Here is a 19,053-nt window from a genome sequence, read left to right as displayed (position 1 = left end):
GCAGCCCGCGTCAGAGCCCGGCGAGCTCGGACTCGAGGTCGTCCAGGCCCAGCGAGCCCTGGGAGAGGGCGGCCATGTGCCATGCCCGCAGGTCGAACGCCGCACCGCTGCGGCGCCGGGCCGCCTCCCGCCCGGCCAGCCAGGCCCGCTCGCCGAGCTTGTAGCTGATCGCCTGCCCGGGGACGCCGAGGTAGCGCACCAGCTCGCTGTCCAGGAACGCCGTCGTGCTGCCGCTGTGCTCGCCGAGGAAGGCACGGGCGAGCTCCGGCGTCCACGGCCGGCCGCGGTGGTCGGCGAGCACCCCGCCGGCGTCGGCGGGCACCGGCAGCCCCAGGTGCATGCCGAGGTCGACGACGACGCGCATCGCGCGCAGCTGCTGACCGTCGAGGTAGCCGAGCCGCGCCCACGGCTCGGTGAAGTAGCCGAGCTCGTCCATCAGCCGCTCGGCGTACAGCGCCCAGCCCTCGATGTCGGCGCCGACCATCCCGACCGAGGTCTGGAAGGTGGACAGGTCCTGGGCGCACAGCACCCACTGGGCCAGCTGGAGGTGGTGGCCCGGGACGCCCTCGTGGTACCAGATCGAGACGAGGTCCCAGAGCGGGAACCGCTCGCGGCCCAGCACCGGCAGCCAGGTGCGCCCGGGCCGCGAGAAGTCCTGCGAGGGCTGGGTGTAGTAGGCGCCGGCCGCGCTGCCCGGGGGGGAGACGACGGCCTCGACCCGGCGCAGCGGCGCGGCGATGTCGAAGTGGACCCCGTCCAGGGCCTCGATCGCGCGGTCCATGACGCCCTGCAGGTACGCGCGGGTGGCCTCGACGCCGTCGACCGCGGGACCGTGCCCCTCGACCCACCGCATCGCCTCCCGCGGCGAGGCCCCGGCCCCGTCGAGCAGCTCGTCGGCGGCCCGCCGTTGCCGGGCCAGCAGCCGGCGGTGCTCGTCCCAGCCGAAGGCGTAGGCCTCCTCCAGCCGGCCGTCGGCGCCGAGGTCGGCGCCGGTCCAGCGGCGGGCGGCGAGGGCGTAGCGGTCGCGGCCGACGGCGTCCGGCGTCCCCTCGGCGCGGGGCAGGTACTCCTCGCGCAGGAAGTCACGGACCTCGGCGACGGCGGCGTCGGCGGCCGCGGACGCGGCGTCCAGGTCGCGGCGCAGCGCCTGCGGGCCCCGGGCCGCGAAAGTGGCGAACCACGGGCCGGCCAGCCAGGCGTCGAGCTGACCGACGACGGTCGCCACCTGCCGCGGCGCCACCAGCAGGCCCCGCGCGGCGCCCTCGCGCAGGGTGGCGACGAACCCGCGGTAGGCCGCCGGCACCCCGGCCATCCGCCGGGCCAGGACGGACCAGTCCTCCTCCGTGTCGGCCGGCATGAGCATGAAGACCTGGCGGATCGCGTGCACCGGGCTGAACAGGTTCGACAGCTCGCGCAGGCCCTCACCCGCCTCGTGCAGCGCCAGGTCGGCGCCGAGCCGCTCGCGCAGCAGCCGGGCGCAGCGGCGGGAGCCGGGGCCCTCGACGGGGACGCCGGCCAGCTCGGCGAGCGTGCGGCGGGCCAGCTCCGCCCGCGCCTCGAGGCCCTCGGGCGAGGTGTCGGGCAGCCGGTCGGCCGGCTCCCCGAGGGAGGTCGCCACCAGCGGGTCGAGCGCGCACAGCTCCGCGACGTACCGGTCGGCGACCTGCCGCGGCCCGGTCACCGGAGCCGGTCGAGCCGCGCCGACGTCGTGGGCCGCAGCGGCGCGTCGCCCGAGGCGCGGTCGATCGCGTACATCAGCGCGCCCTCCACGACGCCGTACAGCCGGACGGCCCGGGTGACGTCCGGCCCGTCGGGCGTGCGAGCCAGGACGTCGGAGGTCAGCTCCCAGCTGGTCGTCGTCCGCGCCCGGCCGACGTAGAGCTCCACCAGGCCGGCCGGGTCGACGACGAGCAGCTCGACGTCGTCCTCCCCGCGCGGGCGCCAGAAGCCGGCCTCCCGCGCGTCGGGGCCGGCCGGCTTGCCGTCGTCCCCGATCAGCCAGGTCCGCGACTCGTAGGCGAGGAACCCACGGCCGTCGTGCGCAAAGCGCATCCACTGGCCGAACCGCCGGTCCCCCTCCGCACCGGCGCTCACGCCCTCGCCGTGCCACTCCCCGAGCAGCGGCAGGAGGCCCAGCAGCTCGTGGGCGACCTCCGGACCGGTGCGGACGTCGACGGTGTCCTCGACCGGCAGCTGCGTGGGGCCGCTCACCGGCGCGCCTTCCGCGGACCGCGGGCGATGCGGACGGCGCCGTACCCGCTGCCCAGGGCAGCCAGCGACGCCAGGGCGACGAGGACCCAGGCAGCGACCATGGGTTCCACCGTAGGACGCCGTCGCACCCGCCCGCTCAGGCGGTCGCGGGCACCGCGCCGACCGTCGCCGCGGTCACCTGCGCCCACGGCGTCGCGGTCAGCCCGAACGTCTCCGTGGTGGCGCTGGCGTCGATCAGGTAGGGCTGGTCGAACTGGTGCCGGACGTCGACGACCTCGCGCATCATCGGCGAGAAGGCGGCCAGCGCGCGCAGCACCGGCCACGGGATGCCGCTCACCGGGACCGCCGGGCGGCCGGCGGCGGCGCACAGGTCGGCGATCGCCTCCCGCTGCGACCGCGGCGGGCTGCTCGGCACGTGCCAGGCCCGGCCCAGCGCCCGCTCGTCGGTGCCGAGGGTGGCCAGCGTGGCCGCGACGTCGGGCAGGTAGCTCCACGACCGCGGGGCGTCGGGGTCGCCGACCACCCAGGCACGGCGGCCGCGGCGGACGGCGGGCAGCTGGCGGACCAGGTGCGACTGCGCCGCGGGCACCTGCGGGCCCACGAAGTCGGCGGCGCGCGCCTCGGTCATCCGGATCCGGCCGGCCTCGTGCGCGGCCAGGGCGTCGGCCCACATGCGGTTGCGCACCCGGCCCTTGGTGTCGGTGGCGGCGAGCGGGGAGTCGGCCGTCATGACGCCGGAGGGACGGCCGTAGCCGTAGAGGTTGGCCATGGTCGCCAGCACCGCGCCGGTCCGCTCCGCCGCCGTCAGCAGGGCGGCGGCGACCGGCGGCCAGTCGGTGGGCCAGCGGTGGTAGGCCGGGTTGACGGCGTTGTAGAGCGCGTCGGCGCCCCGGGCCGCCTCGACCAGGGCCACGGCGTCGGCGGCGTCGACCTGCCGGTGCTCGACCGTCTCCGTCGACGTGCCGCCGGTGCGGGAGAGCACCCGGACCCGGTGCCCGCGGGCGACCAGCTCCTCCGCCGTCGTCGTCCCCACCGGTCCCTTGCCCACGATCACGTGCAACGCCATGACGGCCTCCCTGTCGTCGCGACGAGAGCGGTGCTCTCGTTCGAGGACGACGCTCGCACCCCTTGCCCATCTGTGTCAAGAGCACCGCTCTCGGTTGCGTGCAGTGATCTCGCAAGGCACGATCGACGGGTGCCCACCGCCCGCGAGCGCGTCCGCGCCGAGATCACCGGCGAGATCACCGACGCCGCACGCCGCCAGCTCGCCGAGGTGGGAGCGGCCGCCCTCTCGCTGCGGGCGGTCGCCCGGGAGGTCGGCATGGCCTCCTCGGCCGTCTACCGCTACTTCCCGAGCCGGGACGACCTGCTCACCCGCCTGATCATCGACGGCTACGACGCCCTGGGCGCGGCCGCCGAGGCGGCAGACGACCCCGCCGCCCCTCCAGCGGAGCGCTGGCTGGCGGTGTGCCGCGCGGTCCGCGCCCGGGCGCTGGCCCACCCGCACGAGTACGCGCTGCTCTACGGCTCCCCCGTGCCGGGCTACGCGGCGCCGCCGGACACCGTCCCTGCCGCGGCGCGGGTGGGCGTCGTCATGGGCCGGATCCTGGGGGACGCCGCCCGCGCCGGCGCCCTCGCGGAGACGCCGGACCCTCCCGGCGACCCCCTGGTCACCGACGACGCCACGGCCGTCCTCGGCGGCGAGCACCCGGCGCTGACCGACGCGGTGCGCGCCCGCGCCCTGCTGGCGTGGAGCTCGGTCTACGGGACCGTCAGCTTCGAGCTGTTCGGCCACTTCGTCGGCTCGCTCACCGACGCCGACCGGTACTTCGACCGCGCGATGACCGAACTGGGCCGGCTGATCGGCCTCTGACGTGCCGTTCACCCCCAGCCACGCCGCGGCCGTCCTGCCGCTGCTCCGGACGCCGCTCCCCGCGTCGGCCCTGGTCGCCGGCAGCATCGCGCCCGACCTGCCGCTCTACCTCCCGGTCGACCTCGGCGTCCGGACCCACACCGCCGTCGCCGTGGTGGGCGCCGACCTGCTGATCGGCCTCCTGCTGTGGGCGGCCTGGCACGGGGTCCTCGCCGGCCCGGCGCTCGCCACCGCGCCACGAGCGCTGCGGGCACGGCTGGCCGGGCGGGTCCACCCGGGGCTGCGGTCCCGGCTCACGTCGGCCGGCCCGCTCGTCCTCGTCGTGCTGGCCGTCGTCGCCGGGGCCGCCACCCACGTGGCGTGGGACGAGTTCACCCACCCGGGACGCCTCGGTCCCGAGCACGTGCCCCTCCTGGCCGAGACCTGGGCGGGGCGGCCCGGGCACCGGTGGGCACAGGACGTGAGCGGTGTGCTGGGCGCGGCCGTGCTCGCCGGCTGGCTGGTCCGCTGGTGGCGGCGGACGACGCCGTCGCCGGTCGGGGAGCGGCCGGGGCGGTGGTGGCCGGCGGTCCTCGTGGGGGCGACCGCGGTGCTCGCCGGCGCCTCGGCGCTGCCCGGCAGCGGCGACCTCCGCTCGGCCGCCGTCGCCGCGGCGACCCGCGGCGGCGGGTGCGCGGCGGCCGCCGTCGTCGTCCTGGCACTGGCCTGGCACCTGCGGCGAGGGAGAGCCCTGCGGCGCTGAACCTGCGTCCTCAGCCGCCGGGGCAGTCGTTTCCGCCGCCGCTGCGCTCCTGGCAGACGACCTCCCGGTCGCGAGGCTGGACGTCGGGGCCGGCCTCCTGCGCCGCCGCCACACCGACCACCAGGGCGACGACGCCGGACAGCGCCAGCGCGCACCCGGAGGCGACCGCGTTCCGCCGCCGCCCGGTGCGCAGGCTCACGACGAGCCCGATCAGGGGGAGGACGACGGCGACGACCGCCGCGCGCAGGAGCAGGCTGCGCGCCTGGGCCTGCTCGGCCTCCGTGGGCTGCTCGCCGAAGAAGGCGAGCAGGTGGCCGACGGCCGAGAGCGCCAGCCAGGCCGGGACGAGGACCCAGCCGCCCCAGAGCGCCGCCAGGAGGACCGTCGTCCCCTCGGACCGGGGCGGCGCCGCCTGCGGCGGGACCGGCGTGTGCTGCACGCGGGCATCCTGCACGACCCGGATGCGGCGGCGCCCCTCCCCGCGGGTGCGGGGAGGGGCGCCGTTCCGGTCAGGAGTCCGTCACTCGATGACGAGCGTCGTCTCGTTCAGGCCGACCTCGGCGTCGACGACGCGCTCGCCCTTGCCGACCTGGGCCAGGGAGCGGACCTTCCACTGGCCGGGGGCGGCGAAGAAGCGGAACTCGCCCTCGGGGCTGGTCACGACCTCGGCGGTGAACTCGTCGGTGGCGTCCAGGAGCCGGACGTAGGCGCCGGCGACCGGGGCGCCGTCGTGCCACACCTGGCCCTGGATCACCGTCTGGTTGCCGACGTCGACGAGGGCTCCGCCCTGCTTGGGTGCTGCGCACATGTCAGATCAGCTCACTTCTCGATCGGGACGCCGACGAGCGAGCCGTACTCGACCCAGCTGCCGTCGTAGTTCTTGACGTTCTTCTTGCCGAGCAGCTCCTGGAGCACGAACCACGTGTGGCTCGACCGCTCGCCGATCCGGCAGTAGGCGATGGTCTCCTTGCTGTCGTCGAAGCCCTGCTCCGCGTACAGCTTCGCCAGCTCCTCGTCGGACTTGAAGGTGCCGTCCTCGTTGGCCGCCTTGCTCCACGGGATGTTGATCGCGGTGGGCACGTGGCCGGGGCGCTGCGACTGCTCCTGCGGCAGGTGCGCGGGCGCGAGGATCTTGCCGGAGAACTCGTCGGGCGAGCGCACGTCGACCAGGTTCTTGGTGCCGATCGCGGCCACGACCTCGTCGCGGAAGGCGCGGATGGAGAAGTCGGGGTCGCCGGCCGTGTACTGGGTGGCGGGGCGCTCGACCGGGTCCTTCGACAGGGGGCGGCCGTCGAGCTCCCACTTCTTGCGACCGCCGTCCATGAGCTTCACGCTCCGGTGGCCGTAGATCTTGAAGTACCAGTACGCGTACGCGGCGAACCAGTTGTTGTTGCCGCCGTACAGGACCACGGTGTCGTCGTTGCCGATGCCGCGGCTGGACAGCAGCGCCTCGAACCCGGACTTGTCGATGTAGTCGCGGCGCAGCGGGTCCTGGAGGTCCTTCTTCCAGTCCAGCTTCACGGCGCCCTCGATGTGGCCGCCGTCGTAGGCGCTGGTGTCCTCGTCGACCTCGACCAGGACGATGCCCGGGTCACCGAGGTGCTCCTGGACCCAGTCGACGGAGACGAGCACGTCGTTACGGCTCATGGGGGGTGTTCCTCCCTGTTGGGTGTGCGTGCGGTCAGGCGGTGCGGGCGGGCTGCGTGGACGGCGCAGCCCGCCGGACGAGCAGGTGGAGCTCGCAGCCCAGGCAGAAGCCCGTGGCCGCGTTGAGCAGGGCCGCCACGAGGGCGGCGCCGGTGGCGACGGCGCCCAGGACCGGCGCGCCGAGCAGGTAGCCGGCGGCCCCGGTGAGCGCGAAGAGCAGCCCGACGAGCTGCGCGAACCGCAGCGGCGCCTCCGGCTCGCGCTCCCGCGCCGGGCCCAGCCGCGGGGCGACCAGGACCCGGAACAGGACGGCGTACGGCGCCCGCCGCATGCCGGCGGAGGCGCCGACCCCGAAGACGGCGGCCTGCGCGGCCACCACCCAGCCGGAGCCGAGCACCAGCGCGACGGCCAGGACGGCGCTGGTGACCCACGCGGCGAACCGGGGGCCGCGCACGTCGACGGACGAGTGCTCACGGGACATGGCGGGACGGACTCTCTGAGACGGCGGTCAGGGCACGTCTGGGCGGGCGGGGCCTGCCCTCAGGGAGTCGGACACAGGCAGCTGCCGACGCGGCACAGGTCGACTGTGCGGCGCGAGGTCAGCATGAGGCCCACGGTGCGAGCGTAACCGATCACACCCGGCCGCCCGTGTGGGCGTCCACCAGGGCGGTGAGCTCTGCCGGTCGCGGGGCTCCGCTGCTGCGGCCGACCAGGCGGCCGGCACGGTCCACGTAGAAGAGCGTCGGCGTCCGGCGGACGTCCAGCGCCCGCACCTGCTCGAGGTGGCTCTCGGCGTCGACGTGCACGTACGCCAGACCCGGCCGGGTGCGCTGCAGCTGCTGCAGTCGGGCACGGGTCGCGCGGCACGGACCGCAGAACGCGGTGGAGAACTGGACGACGGTCAGGTCCGCCTCCGACGGGCGGACGCCGAGCCCCACCAGCACCTGCACCTGGTCCGCCCCGGCCTCGGTCACGCCGTCCTCCCCCTCGGTCCCCGTCGGGCGCACGGCGCCGCTGCGGGCGCGCAGCCACCACCCGGCGACCGCGGTGACGAGCACCGCGACGGCGAGCACGACCAGCCCCGTGGCGTCCATCACCGGACTGCCAGCGCCACCGCGCGGCCCGGCATTCCCGCGCCGGGCGGTCAGGCGCCGGACAGCACCGTGTCCACGGCGCCACCGGTGACCCGCACCCCGTCGTCGCCGGGGGTCACCGCGGTCAGCTCGAGCCCGAAGGGCAGCTCGATCGCGTACCGCAGGTCCAGCGCGTCGCTGGCGGCGTCCACCACGGAGTCCGGCAGGTCGACCCCGGCCGCCCCGGCCTCGTCGACGTCGATCACCAGGTCCTGCCCGTCGAGGGAGACCGTGCCGACGGCGGTGAGCGGCACCTCGTAGCCGAGGACGCCGACCGTCTCCGTCAGCCGCAGCCCGTCCCCCTCGGGCACCAGGGTGGTGTCGGTGCCCAGTTCCCGGGAGAGGAGCTCGTAGGAGAGCGTCACCGTCCCGTCGATGCGGTCGACCGGGATCTCGGTGACCGAGCCGCCGAGGACGTCGGACAGCGGCACGTGCACCCCCTGCAGCCGCACGTCGGCCGACGTCCCCTCCGGCTGGTCGAGGTCGGCGGCGGTCAGCCGGATCCGCACGTCCTCGTAGTCGCCGCCCAGCGCCTGGGTGAGGAACGGCCAGCCCTCGATCGACACCTCCGGGGTGCCGGCCAGCTCCCCCTCGTCGGCGATCGCCTCGGCGACCCGGTCCTCGGCGACACCGACGGCGACCCGGTCGGCGACCGCGGCCAGGCCGACCAGCACGACGAGCACCACCAGCAGCGCGCGCACGCCGCCTCAGAACGCCGTCTGCAGGGCGAGGGAGAACGCCACCGGGCCGGCCGCGGCGAACGGCAGGACCGCCTGGAGCACCGGCGCCGCCAGCGCGTGCCCGGGCCCGCCCCCGGCGACCCCCGCGACCACGTAGCTGCCGGCCAGGCCCACGAGCGCCGCGACGCCCGCGAGCACGAGCCCGACGGTGACCGACGACAGGGTGTCGCCGAGGCCGCCCGGGGAGTGACGCAGCAGCGCGACGCCGACGCCGGCCAGCAGCGCGACCAGCAGCCCGAGCACGCCGCAGTCGATGCCGACGGCGACCTGCGGCCGGGGGATCACGGCGTCGACCAGGTGGCCCGCGACCAGCGTCGCCCCCACCACGAGCGCGGCGGTGGCCGCCGGCCGCAGGCCCCCCGCGGTGTCGGGCAGCCGCAGCAGCACGGCGAGCCCGCACACGGCGCAGACCAGCAGCAGGACACCGGCCAGCGAGCCGACGACGTCCGCGCGCGGCGCCCGGCGCAGCATCTGGTGCAGCACGGCGGCCACGAAGGCCACCCCCGGCACCGCCAGCAGGTCGCCGAGCTCGGGGCGGTCGGGCAGCACCAGCAGCAGGTCGGCGGCGGCCGCCGCCCCCAGCCCGACGACCGGCACCCCGGCTCCCCCGGGGACGCCGGTCGCGGACGGCCAGGCCGCCACCAGCGCCACCTGGAGGACGAGGACGGCGGCCAGGGTCCCGCGGTCGCCGAACGCGTCGGCCAGCAGCACCAGCAGCGCCGTCCCGACCGCGGCGACCAGGGCCGCGGGCAGGTGGTGCGCCCGCGCCGGGACGTCGACGTCCGCGTCGACGTCGGGAGGAGCGGCTCTCACGACCCGATCGTCGCAGACACCCAGCGCCCGATCCGCTCGACGAGCGGAGCGGTGGCGCCGCTCTCGGCGTGTCCGAACCCCGGGACCACCCACGCCGTGGCGCCGGGCCCGGCCGCCTCCGCCAGCCCGCGGAAGTGCTCGAGCGGGAAGTAGCCGTCCCGGTCGCCGTGCACCAGCAGCAGCGGGGTGGGCGCGATCCGGCTGACCACCTCCAGCGGGGCGGACGGCGGGGTGAGCCACGGCGGCCCGAGCCGCAGCCGGACGACCCGGGCGCCGAGCCGGCGGCCGGCCGTCGTCTCCAGCAGCCAGTGCACGCGGCGCATCGAGGCGGTGTCGCGCACGTACCAGCGGCTGACCGCGCTGACGCTCACGACCGCGTCGGGCCGGTGCCGGCCGAGCGCCGCCTGCCGGAGCACCGCGCCGCCGCCCATCGACATCCCCAGCGTCGCGACCGCGGTGGCGCCGTCGGCCCGCGCCGCCGCCACCGCCGCGTCGACGTCGAGCAGTTCCGGGTCCCCGCCGGTGCCGCTGGCGCCCCCGGACCGGCCGTGGCCCCGGAAGTCGACCGCGCGCACCTCGCCGAACCGGCGCAGCCACCCGGCCAGCCGGCGGAAGTCGGGCCGGGCGGTGGAGTTGGTGAACCCGTGGGCGACCACGAAGGTCACCGGCCGCGCGGTCGGCGCCGGCGGTCGGGCCGGCACGACCACCCCCGACAGGCGCACCCCGTCGGCGGTCACGACCTCCACCGACCGGGTGCCGGGCAGCCGTTCCACCGGGCGCGTTCCCGTCGGAGGGAGGGGATCGGGCGACACGTCGGCTATCCTGCGGGCTCACCCGACAGCGCTGTCGTGGGCCCCCGGACGACCGCGGTCGTCCCCGGCTCCGTGAGGAGACGACATGCGACTCGTGCTCATGACCGCCGCGCGTCAGGCGACGACCGAGGTGCTGCCCGCGCTCGGACTGCTGGGCCACCAGGTACGGGTGGTGGCGCCGGAGCTCTCCAGCCTCCTCGACGGCGACTCCGGCGACGTGGTGCTGGTCGACGCCCGGCACGACCTCATCCAGGCCCGGACGCTGTGCGGCCTGCTGTCGTCGACGGGGGTGGCCTCGGCGCTGGTCGCCGTCCTGTCCGAGGGCGGCCTGGTGGCACTCTCGGCCGACTGGGGCGTCGACGACGTCCTGCTCGACACCGCCGGCCCGGCCGAGGTGGACGCCCGGCTGAAGTGGGCCACCGCGCGGCGCCTGGCCGCGGCCACGCCCGCCGACGGTCACGACGGCGGGGTCACCCAGGCCGGCGAGCTGGTCATCGACGAGCACAGCTACTCGGCCAAGCTCCGCGGGCGCCCGCTCGACCTGACCTACAAGGAGTTCGAGCTCCTCAAGTACCTGGCCCAGCACCCGGGGCGGGTCTTCTCCCGGGCGCAGCTGCTGCAGGAGATCTGGGGCTACGACTACTTCGGCGGCACCCGCACCGTCGACGTCCACGTGCGGCGGCTGCGGGCGAAGCTCGGCACCGAGCACGAGGCGTTGATCGGCACGGTCCGCAACGTCGGCTACAAGCTCGACCAGCAGGTCGCCGACGCGACCGCGGCGGCGGCACGGGCCGCCGAGCCGCAGGCGGAGACCGGCGACCGCACCACGGCCCCGCTGCGCTGAGCCCGCCCTGAGCTCCGACCCGACCGTCCGGGACCTCCCCGGGCTGGACCCCGCCCAGGTGCCGGCCGTACTGGCGCTGCTGCGCGCCGCGACGACCGCCGACGGCGTCCGCCCGCTGTCCGAGGAGGCCGAGCTGCGCCTGCAGCACGGCGGCCCGGCCGGCGGCCGCGACGTGCTGGCCGAGGCCGGGGGCGCGGTGGTGGGGTACGCCCGCTTCGAGGGCGGGGACGGCACCGGGGACGCCGAGGGCGAGCTCGCCGTCCACCCCGACGCCCGGCGGCGCGGGGCCGGGCGGGCGCTGCTGACCCGCCTCGAGAGCCTCGCCGGCGACCGGCCGCTGCGGGTCTGGGCGCACGGTGACCTGCCCGCCGCGGCGGCGCTCGCCGCCCGCGGCGGCTACGAGCGCGCCCGCACCCTGCTGCAGATGCGCCGCGACCTGGCCGGCGTGGAGGCCGGTCCCCCGGCCCTGCCCGGCGGCGTGCGCGTGCTGCCGTTCCGGCCGGGCCGGGACGAGGCCGCGTGGCTGGCCGTCAACGCCCGCGCCTTCGCCACGCACCCCGAGCAGGGCGGCTGGACCGCCGAGGACCTCGCGCTGCGCGAGGCCGAGCCGTGGTTCGACCCGGCCGGGTTCTTCCTGGCCTGGCGCGGCGACCCCGACGACGGCGGGACGCTGCTCGGGTTCCACTGGACGAAGGTCCACCCGCCGGGCGACGCCGGGGACGAGGCGATCGGCGAGGTCTACGTGCTCGGGATCGACCCCGACGCCCAGGGCGGCGGTCTGGGCCGGGCGCTCACCGACACCGGGCTGGCGCACCTGCGCGACCGCGGGCTGCGCGAGGTCCTGCTCTACGTGGAGGCCGACAACGTGCCCGCGGTGAGCTTGTACGAGCGGCGCGGGTTCACCCGCTTCGCCGTCGACGTCTCCTGGCGGCGCACCCCCCGCGGCTGACCGCGACCGGCGGGCCCGGGCGCGACGCCCAACCCGCCACCATGCCCGTCACCGGACCGTGGTGCGACCGGCCACGCGGGTCGTTCACCCGGATCTCGCCCTCCTGACACACGGGCGTATCGGGCATCACACAGGTCGTTCATCGGGCGTTCACCAGTGCACCCGGAGGCGGCTACCTCGGCTGCTTAGCGTCCCTCCACGTTGGTTCAGCGCTGCCCGGCATCGACGTCCGGGCACCCTCCGAAAGGCACTGACTTGAAGCTGCGCAGCAGCACGCGCACCCTCGCTCTGTCCACCGCACTGGCCGCCACGCTGGCCCTGGCCGCCTGCGGCGCCGACAACGAGTCGGACTCCTCCGGCAGCGGCGGCGGCGGCGGCGAGACCCAGGAGCTGAGCGGCGAGCTCGTCGGCGCCGGCGCCAGCAGCCAGCAGGCCGCCATGGAGGCGTGGCAGGCCGGCTTCCAGGGCGAGTACCCCGACGTGCAGTTCAGCTACGACCCCGCCGGCTCCGGCGCCGGGCGCGAGCAGTTCATCGCGGGTACCACCGCCTTCGCCGGCTCGGACGCCGCCCTGGACGACGAGGAGCTGGCGGCCGCGCAGGAGCGCTGCGGCGGCGGCGAGGTCTTCGAGCTGCCCAACTACATCTCGCCGATCGCGGTGATCTTCAACCTCGAGGGCGTCGACGAGCTCAACCTCTCGCCGGCCACCATCGCGGGGATCTTCACCGGCGCGATCACGACGTGGAACGACCCGGCCATCGCCGAGGACAACCCTGACGCGACCCTGCCCAGCACCGCGATCACCCCCGTGCACCGCGCCGACGACTCGGGCACCACGGACAACTTCACCGACTACCTGTTCCAGACCGCCGGTGACGTGTGGACCTCCGAGCCCGACGGCGTCTGGCCGCTGCCCGGCGGCGAGGCCGCGCAGGGCACCTCCGGCGTGGTCGACGTCGTGGGCAACGTGGACGGCGCCATCGGCTACGCCGACGCCAGCCGCGCCGGGGACCTGGGCGTCGCGAACGTCGCCGTGGGCGAGGAGTTCGTCGCCCCGACGCCGGAGGCGGCCGCGGCCGTCGTCGAGAACTCGCCGGCCGTCGAGGGCCGCGGCGAGTACGACTTCGCCATCGAGCTGAACCGGGAGACCTCCGGTTCGGGCGAGTACCCGATCGTCCTGGTCAGCTACCACGTCGGCTGCATCCAGTACGACGACGAGAGCACCGCGGCCAACGTGGCCGCGTTCATGGGCTACGTGATCAGCGAGGACGGTCAGGCGGCCGCCGCGGAGAACGCCGGCAACGCCCCGATCTCGGACACCCTGCGCGAGCAGGCGCAGACCGCGGTCGACGCCATCACCGCCGGCTGACACCGGCTCCCGGCGGTGGCCCGGGGCGTCGGACCGACGCCCCGGGCCATCGCACCGCCCGGCCCCGGGCACCCGCAACCACGACCGACCACCACGGAGCAGCGGTGACCGCCACGAAGGCCCCGACCGAACCCCCGTCGCAGCAGCGAGCAGTCCGGCGGCCGGGTGACCGTGTCTTCTCCGGAGCCGCCCGCGGCTCCGGCATCTTCATCCTCCTCGTCCTGGCCGGGGTGGCCGCCTTCCTCATCAGCGAGGCGGTGCCGGCCCTCACGGCGTCCTCGGACGAGATCCCCGGCGGCGAGGGCCTCGGCGCCTACGTCGGCCCGCTGATCGTCGGCACCCTGCTGGGTGCGCTGATCGCCCTGGTGGTCGCCACCCCGCTGGCCGTCGGGATCGCGCTCTACATCACCTACTACGCGCCCCGGCGGGTCGCCGCCCCCATGGGCTACGTGATCGACCTGCTGGCGGCCATCCCCAGCGTCGTCTACGGCTTCTGGGGCCTGGTCGTCCTCGCCCCCCAGCTCGTGCCCTTCCACGAGTGGCTGACCGACAACGCCGGCTGGATCCCGCTCTTCGCAGGCCCGGCGTCCACCAGCGGCCGCACCATGCTCACCGTCGGCCTGGTCCTGGCCGTCATGATCCTGCCGATCATCTCCGCCATCGCCCGCGAGGTCTTCAGCCAGGCGCCGGCGCTGCACCGCGAGGCCGCGCTGGCCCTCGGCGCGACCCGCTGGGAGATGATCAAGATGGCGGTGCTCCCCTACGGGAAGTCCGGCGTCATCGCCGGCGCCATGCTGGGGCTCGGCCGCGCGCTGGGCGAGACGATGGCCGTCGCGATCATCCTCTCCGGCGGCGCCGGCGCCACGATCAACCTGATCAGCAACTCCAACCCGTCGACCATCGCGTCGAACATCGCGCTGCGGTTCCCCGAGGCGACCGGCCTGGGCGTCAACACGCTGATCGCCAGCGGCCTCGTGCTCTTCGTCATCACCCTCGCGGTCAACATGCTCGCCCGCTGGATCGTCAACCGGCGCGCCGACTTCTCCGGAGCCAACTGATGAGCACCGACATCCGGTCCGCGCCGCCCACCTCGGCGCCGCAGCAGGGCCCCGTCCGTACGCAGCGCCGGCTGCCGCGCTACGCCCCGACCGGCCTCTACCTGGCCGGGATCGCCCTCGGCGCCCTCCTGTCCGCGGTCACCGGCTTCAGCGTCACCTCCACCGTCATCTACGGCGTCGTCTTCGGCACGCTGATCGTGTGGCTGGTCTCCCGGGCCGTCGAGGGCCGCCGCAAGGGCACCGACCGCCTGGTCACGTCCCTGGTGACCACCGCGTTCGGCGTGGCGATGATCCCGCTGGTCTCGCTGGTCTACACGGTGCTCGACAACGGCCTCGCGCGGTTCGACGGCGACTTCTTCAACAACTCGATGTTCCGCGTCGTCGGCGAGGGCGGCGGCGCCTACCACGCGATCCTCGGCACGCTGATCATCACGCTCGTCGCCACGCTCATCTCCGTGCCGATCGGCCTCATGACCGCCATCTACCTCGTCGAGTACGGCACCGGGCGGCTGAAGCGCGCCATCACGTTCTTCGTCGACGTCATGACCGGCATCCCGTCGATCGTCGCCGGCCTCTTCGCCTTCGCCCTCTTCACGCTGCTCTTCGGCAACGACTTCCGCGCCGGCGTCATGGGCTCGGTGGCCCTGTCGGTGCTGATGATCCCGGTGGTCGTGCGCTCCTGCGAGGAGGTCCTCAAGCTGGTCCCGAACGAGCTGCGCGAGGCCAGCTACGCCCTGGGCGTGCCGAAGTGGCGGACCGTGGTGAAGGTCGTGCTGCCCACCGCCATGGCGGGCCTGGGCACCGGGGTCACCCTCGCCATCGCCCGCGTCGTCGGCGAGACCGCCCCGCTGCTCATCACCGTGGGTCTCATCACCGGGACCAACCTGAACCCCTTCGACGGACGCATGGCGACGCTGCCGGTGTTCGCCTACTACCAGCTGACCCAGCCCGGTGTCGCCGAGCAGGCGTTCTTCGACCGGGCCTGGACGGCGGCCCTGCTGCTCATCATCCTGGTCATGGCGCTCAACGTCGTCGCCCGTCTGATCAGCCGCTTCTTCGCCCCCAAGACCGGTCGCTGACCGACCGACTGACCGGAGGACACGTACGTGGCCAAGCGCATCGAGGTCTCCGACCTCAACATCTACTACGGCAACTTCCTGGCCGTGGAGGGCGTCAACGTCTCCATCGAGCCCCGCAGCATCACCGCCCTGATCGGCCCCTCGGGCTGCGGCAAGTCCACCTTCCTGCGCTCGCTGAACCGCATGCACGAGGTGCTGCCCGGGGCGCGGGTCGAGGGCAAGGTCGTCATGGACGGCCAGGACCTCTACGGCGGCGACGTCGACCCGGTCGACGTCCGCCGGCAGGTCGGCATGGTGTTCCAGCGGCCCAACCCGTTCCCGACGATGTCGATCTACGACAACGTCATCGCCGGCAACCGCCTGAACAACAAGCGGATGAAGAAGTCGGAGACCGACGAGCTGGTCGAGAAGTCGCTGCGCGGCGCCAACCTCTGGAACGAGGTCAAGGACCGACTCGACCGGCCCGGCTCGGGCCTGTCCGGCGGTCAGCAGCAGCGCCTGTGCATCGCCCGCGCGATCGCCGTCGAGCCCGACGTGCTGCTCATGGACGAGCCCTGCTCGGCGCTGGACCCGATCTCCACGCTCGCGATCGAGGACCTCATGACCGAGCTCAAGGAGCGGTTCACGATCGTCATCGTCACCCACAACATGCAGCAGGCAGCCCGGGTGAGCGAGTCCACGGGGTTCTTCAACCTCAACGGCGTCGGGCAGCCCGGCCGGCTGATCGAGTTCAACCCGACCGAGAAGATCTTCAGCAACCCCGACGAGAAGGCGACCGAGGACTACATCTCCGGCCGCTTCGGGTGAGCTGACCCGCGCCGCCGAACGGCCCGTCCCCGCGCTGGGGACGGGCCGTTCCGCGTTCCGGGGGCCGGGTGACCTCACGGAGGCGGCCGAGCCGCTCCGTCGCCGGGACGACGGGGTCCGGCCGGGTTCCTGTCAGCCGCAGCTGGTCGACGCGGAGGCGGGTGCGGCCTCCGCGGCGAGGGTGTCGGTGGTCGGCTCGTCGCTCGCCGCGGCGGTCCCGGCCGCAGGGGCGGGCGGCGGGACCGGGGTGACCACCTGGGTGTGGTTCGGGCCGACGACGAGCTGCACCGTGTCGCCGATGGCGTCGCTGGGCTCCAGGACGGCACCCGGGACCGCGGCGGCGACCGTCTGTGCCTGCGCGAGGACGCCCGGGCCGTGCCGGACCACGGTCACCTCCACGCCGCCGCGTTCGTTGGTCACCTGCCCGACCACGAAGCCCTCGGCGCGCAGCTCGTCGGCCACGGTGCCGGCCAGCCCGGCGGTCGCCGTCCCGTTGAGGACGTCCAGCGTGACCTCCGCCGGCGGGACGAAGGCGGGGACCGGTGCGGCGGCGGGCGGCGGCTCCTCGGCGGCCGCGGGAGGGGCGGGGGCGGCGTCCACGGGCTCGGCGACCGCGTCGGGCAGCCGGCCGTCCTCGATGACGGTCTCGAACATCGCCCGCGCGGCGGTGCGGTCGACGAGCACGTACGGCTCCTCGGAGCCGGCGGGCACGTAGCCGACCTGCGTGACCGGCAGCGCGGCCCGCTGGACGGCGTCCCCGGACAGGTCGCCCAGGGTGCCGGCGAGGGTGCGCAGGTCGCCGAGGTTGGTGGCGTCGTCGACGGTGAGCGCGTCGGAGGCGCGGGTGAGGAACGACGTCAGCCGCACCGGGTTGCCCAGCACGCCCGGCGACATCGCCTGCCGCAGGGTGGCGGTGAGCAGCACCTGGGCGCGCTCGGCGACCGCGGTGCCCGCCGCGTCGGCCGCCGGGTCCCCGGGCCGCAGCCAGCCGGCGGCGCGGTCGCCGTCCAGCTCGGAGGCGCCGGCGGGCAGCGGCTCGGCAGCGGCCGCCCAGGCGCCGGTGACCGTGGGCAGGCAGACCGGGATGCCGTCGAGCGCGTCGACCATGTCGGGCAGGCGGGCGAGGTCGACGCCGAGGTAGTGGTCGACGCGCAGGCCCGACAGCTGCTGCACCGACCGCACCATGCAGGCCGGCCCGCCCTCGAGCAGCGAGTCGGCGAACGCCTCGGTGACCGGGTCGCGCAGCTCGCCGTCGGCGGCCCGGCAGGCCGGGGTGTCGACGAGCGCGCGCGGCGGCAGGCTGACCAGGACGGCGGACTCCTCGTCCGGCGAGACCCGCGCCAGCAGCGCGGCCACGCCGTCGGCTCCCTCGGCGCCGGGCATGCCGGTGCCGACGACCAGGTACGTGGCCGCGCCCTCCTGCAGGCCCGGGGCGATCACCTCGGGCCCGTCCACCGCGAGCGCCTCGACCCGCTCGATGCTGTTGTCGACGTAGACGTAGAGACCGAGGTGGTAGGCGACCACCAGGGCGAGCAGCGCCAGCACGCCCTGCGCCAGCCGGAGCATCCGGCGGCGGCCCGGGCTGCGGGCGGCCCGGCGGGCGGCGCGGGTCTCCTTGCGCGGCGGCCGGGGAGCGGCGGTGGCCCCGGAGCGGCCGGGGGCGTCCAGGCCGGGGATCGGCGGCAGCGGCCTGCCCGGCCGCGCCTTGAGCGCGGCCGGGCCGCCGCCGGGCAGCGGCGGGACGGGCTGGCTGTACCGGACGCCGGGCAGCGGCGGCACGGGCGCGCTGCGCTGCACCCCGGGCGTGCCCGGCAGCGGCGGCACGGGCTGGCTGTACCGGACGCCGGGTGCGGCCGGTGCGGGCGGCGCGGCCGGCGGTACGGGTGGCGGAGCTGCCGGGGCAGGGTCGCCCTGCGGCGCGGGCGGGGACGGCGACGCCGCAGGCACCGGCGGCAGGCCCCGGGCGGGCGGCGTGTCGCCCGGGTGCGACGCCGCCGGCCGCGGCGCGGACGGACCGGACCCGGCGGACGGCGCGGGCCTCGCCGGCGACGACGAGGGTGCGGCCGCCGCCGGCCGGGCCGCCCCCGGAGCCGCCGGCCGGGGCGGCGCGGCGTCGGCCCGGCGGGGACCGGCGGCCGGCGGCACGGCCGGGCGCGGCCCGCGGTGGGCCGGCAGCGACTCACCGGGCAGCAGCGGGATGGGCACCTCGCCGGTGCGGCGCGCGGCGCGGCGGCCGCTGGGACCGCTGCCCTGGCGGGCGATGAGCTGCTCGAGGGTCAGCGGCTCGCCGTCACGACCGACCGCGCCGTCACCGGCGCCGCCCCCCGCTCGCGAGTCCCCCACCGCGTCGACTTCCCATCGTCGTGGCCCGTGCCGTCTCCGTACCCGCGAGCGCACGGGCACACCGCGCACGCTTCGTGGGCGGCCCCTCACGATACGTCCCCGGAGCCCGCCGGACGGGTGACGCGCGGAGATCGCCCGGCGACGACTCGGTCACGGACGTAGCGTCGGGTGGTGCGCCTGCCCTCCATCCCCGGTCCCTCCGACGTCCTGGCCGCGGTCGACGGCCTGCGGGAGGGGCTGACCGAGGCCGTCGCGCTCGTGCCGCGGGTGGTGAGCGCCGTGGGCCGGATCGAGGGCCTGCTGGACCGGGTGACCGCCGTCGTCTCCTCGGCGGAGGGCCTGCTGGGCCGCGTCGACCGGGCGGTCACGGACCTGGAGGAGACCCGCCGTCGCGCCGACGAGACGATCACCCGGGCCGGCGGGACGCTCCAGGAGGCCGACGACGCGATCGGCGCGGTCGGCGAGACCCAGCGCAAGGCCGACGAAGCCATCACCGCCGTCGGCGACACCCAGCGCAAGGCCGACGAAGCCATCACCGCCGTCGGCGACACCCAGCGCAAGGCCGACGAAGCCATCACCGCCGTCGGCGACACCCAGCGCAAGGCCGACGAAGCCATCACCGCCGTCGGCGACA

Annotated in this window: 20 protein-coding genes and 1 pseudogene; 9 read left to right on the top strand and 12 right to left on the bottom strand. The window is 75.8% G+C overall.

Features of this window, described 5'->3' with window-relative positions; translation table 11 throughout:
• Positions 1 to 10: 10 nt before the first annotated feature.
• From ACI8AX_RS04795 to ACI8AX_RS04785, 3 genes are all read right to left on the bottom strand, one after another.
• Positions 11 to 1,681 carry a DUF885 domain-containing protein gene (locus tag ACI8AX_RS04795; RefSeq protein ID WP_456548656.1) on the bottom strand — a complete coding sequence of 557 codons (1,671 nt, stop codon included), beginning with the start codon at positions 1,679 to 1,681 and terminating at the stop codon, positions 11 to 13.
• Positions 1,678 to 2,211, bottom strand: coding sequence for an FABP family protein (locus tag ACI8AX_RS04790; protein WP_456548655.1), 534 nt, complete (start codon positions 2,209 to 2,211; stop codon positions 1,678 to 1,680). Before ACI8AX_RS04790 ends, ACI8AX_RS04795 begins: the two co-directional genes overlap by 4 nt.
• Before the next feature lie 136 nt (positions 2,212 to 2,347).
• A complete protein-coding gene (locus ACI8AX_RS04785; RefSeq protein ID WP_456548654.1) occupies positions 2,348 to 3,277 on the bottom strand; it encodes an NAD-dependent epimerase/dehydratase family protein in 930 nt (309 codons plus the stop codon).
• Positions 3,278 to 3,406: 129 nt separating this feature from the next.
• Between ACI8AX_RS04785 and ACI8AX_RS04780 the strand changes: the two genes are divergently transcribed.
• Positions 3,407 to 4,084, top strand: coding sequence for a TetR/AcrR family transcriptional regulator (locus ACI8AX_RS04780; RefSeq protein ID WP_456548653.1), 678 nt, complete (start codon positions 3,407 to 3,409; stop codon positions 4,082 to 4,084).
• A gap of 1 nt (position 4,085) precedes the next feature.
• Entirely contained in the window at positions 4,086 to 4,826 is a 741-nt protein-coding gene (locus tag ACI8AX_RS04775) for a DUF4184 family protein (RefSeq protein WP_456548652.1), read from the top strand.
• Positions 4,827 to 4,836: 10 nt separating this feature from the next.
• Here ACI8AX_RS04775 and ACI8AX_RS04770 read toward each other — a convergent pair whose 3' ends face one another.
• The 8 genes from ACI8AX_RS04770 to ACI8AX_RS04735 all read right to left on the bottom strand — a co-directional run bounded on the left by ACI8AX_RS04770 (position 4,837) and on the right by ACI8AX_RS04735 (position 9,932).
• Positions 4,837 to 5,265, bottom strand: a complete 429-nt coding sequence (locus ACI8AX_RS04770; RefSeq protein ID WP_456548651.1) for a hypothetical protein — start codon at positions 5,263 to 5,265, stop codon at positions 4,837 to 4,839.
• Between the two features lie 81 nt (positions 5,266 to 5,346).
• Entirely contained in the window at positions 5,347 to 5,634 is a 288-nt protein-coding gene (locus ACI8AX_RS04765; protein ID WP_456548650.1) for a DUF1416 domain-containing protein, read from the bottom strand.
• Positions 5,635 to 5,645: 11 nt separating this feature from the next.
• A complete protein-coding gene (locus tag ACI8AX_RS04760; protein WP_456548649.1) occupies positions 5,646 to 6,473 on the bottom strand; it encodes a sulfurtransferase in 828 nt (275 codons plus the stop codon).
• A 34-nt stretch (positions 6,474 to 6,507) separates the two neighbouring features.
• Positions 6,508 to 6,954, bottom strand: coding sequence for a DUF4395 domain-containing protein (locus ACI8AX_RS04755; RefSeq protein ID WP_456548648.1), 447 nt, complete (start codon positions 6,952 to 6,954; stop codon positions 6,508 to 6,510).
• A gap of 151 nt (positions 6,955 to 7,105) precedes the next feature.
• Positions 7,106 to 7,567, bottom strand: coding sequence for a TlpA family protein disulfide reductase (locus tag ACI8AX_RS04750; protein ID WP_456548647.1), 462 nt, complete (start codon positions 7,565 to 7,567; stop codon positions 7,106 to 7,108).
• A gap of 50 nt (positions 7,568 to 7,617) precedes the next feature.
• Positions 7,618 to 8,307: an LmeA family phospholipid-binding protein gene (locus ACI8AX_RS04745; protein WP_456548646.1), complete on the bottom strand. Its 690-nt coding sequence runs from the start codon at positions 8,305 to 8,307 to the stop codon at positions 7,618 to 7,620.
• A gap of 6 nt (positions 8,308 to 8,313) precedes the next feature.
• On the bottom strand, positions 8,314 to 9,159 hold the full coding sequence (locus ACI8AX_RS04740; protein ID WP_456548645.1) for a hypothetical protein: 846 nt from the start codon (positions 9,157 to 9,159) through the stop codon (positions 8,314 to 8,316).
• Positions 9,156 to 9,932, bottom strand: coding sequence for an alpha/beta hydrolase (locus tag ACI8AX_RS04735; protein ID WP_456548644.1), 777 nt, complete (start codon positions 9,930 to 9,932; stop codon positions 9,156 to 9,158). The genes ACI8AX_RS04740 and ACI8AX_RS04735 overlap by 4 nt, the downstream gene beginning before the upstream one ends.
• A 124-nt stretch (positions 9,933 to 10,056) precedes the next feature.
• On the opposite strand from ACI8AX_RS04735, the gene ACI8AX_RS04730 reads away from it, so the two are divergent.
• The 6 genes from ACI8AX_RS04730 to pstB all read left to right on the top strand — a co-directional run bounded on the left by ACI8AX_RS04730 (position 10,057) and on the right by pstB (position 16,076).
• Positions 10,057 to 10,815 carry a winged helix-turn-helix transcriptional regulator gene (locus ACI8AX_RS04730; protein WP_456548643.1) on the top strand — a complete coding sequence of 253 codons (759 nt, stop codon included), beginning with the start codon at positions 10,057 to 10,059 and terminating at the stop codon, positions 10,813 to 10,815.
• Positions 10,816 to 10,822: 7 nt separating this feature from the next.
• Positions 10,823 to 11,764, top strand: a complete 942-nt coding sequence (gene mshD / locus ACI8AX_RS04725) for a mycothiol synthase (RefSeq protein WP_456548825.1) — start codon at positions 10,823 to 10,825, stop codon at positions 11,762 to 11,764.
• A gap of 255 nt (positions 11,765 to 12,019) precedes the next feature.
• Positions 12,020 to 13,132 carry a phosphate ABC transporter substrate-binding protein PstS gene (gene pstS / locus ACI8AX_RS04720; protein ID WP_456548642.1) on the top strand — a complete coding sequence of 371 codons (1,113 nt, stop codon included), beginning with the start codon at positions 12,020 to 12,022 and terminating at the stop codon, positions 13,130 to 13,132.
• Positions 13,133 to 13,236: 104 nt separating this feature from the next.
• Positions 13,237 to 14,190 carry a phosphate ABC transporter permease subunit PstC gene (gene pstC, locus ACI8AX_RS04715; RefSeq protein ID WP_456548641.1) on the top strand — a complete coding sequence of 318 codons (954 nt, stop codon included), beginning with the start codon at positions 13,237 to 13,239 and terminating at the stop codon, positions 14,188 to 14,190.
• Positions 14,190 to 15,269 carry a phosphate ABC transporter permease PstA gene (gene pstA / locus ACI8AX_RS04710; RefSeq protein WP_456548640.1) on the top strand — a complete coding sequence of 360 codons (1,080 nt, stop codon included), beginning with the start codon at positions 14,190 to 14,192 and terminating at the stop codon, positions 15,267 to 15,269. The genes pstC and pstA overlap by 1 nt, the downstream gene beginning before the upstream one ends.
• Positions 15,270 to 15,296: 27 nt before the next feature.
• On the top strand, positions 15,297 to 16,076 hold the full coding sequence (pstB, locus tag ACI8AX_RS04705; RefSeq protein WP_456548639.1) for a phosphate ABC transporter ATP-binding protein PstB: 780 nt from the start codon (positions 15,297 to 15,299) through the stop codon (positions 16,074 to 16,076).
• A 132-nt stretch (positions 16,077 to 16,208) separates the two neighbouring features.
• Here pstB and ACI8AX_RS04700 read toward each other — a convergent pair whose 3' ends face one another.
• The gene (locus ACI8AX_RS04700; protein WP_456548638.1) at positions 16,209 to 17,900 is read right to left on the bottom strand and encodes an LCP family protein; all 1,692 of its coding nucleotides are present in this window, start codon (positions 17,898 to 17,900) and stop codon (positions 16,209 to 16,211) included.
• 690 nt (positions 17,901 to 18,590) lie between these two features.
• Between ACI8AX_RS04700 and ACI8AX_RS04695 the strand changes: the two are divergent.
• Positions 18,591 to 19,053: pseudogene (locus ACI8AX_RS04695) on the top strand (hypothetical protein); the annotation flags it as partial.

Source organism: Blastococcus sp. SYSU D00813 (assembly GCF_054050735.1).
The sequence above is the reverse complement of the archived record's forward strand: the minus strand, read 5'-3'. Positions and strand labels throughout refer to the sequence as shown.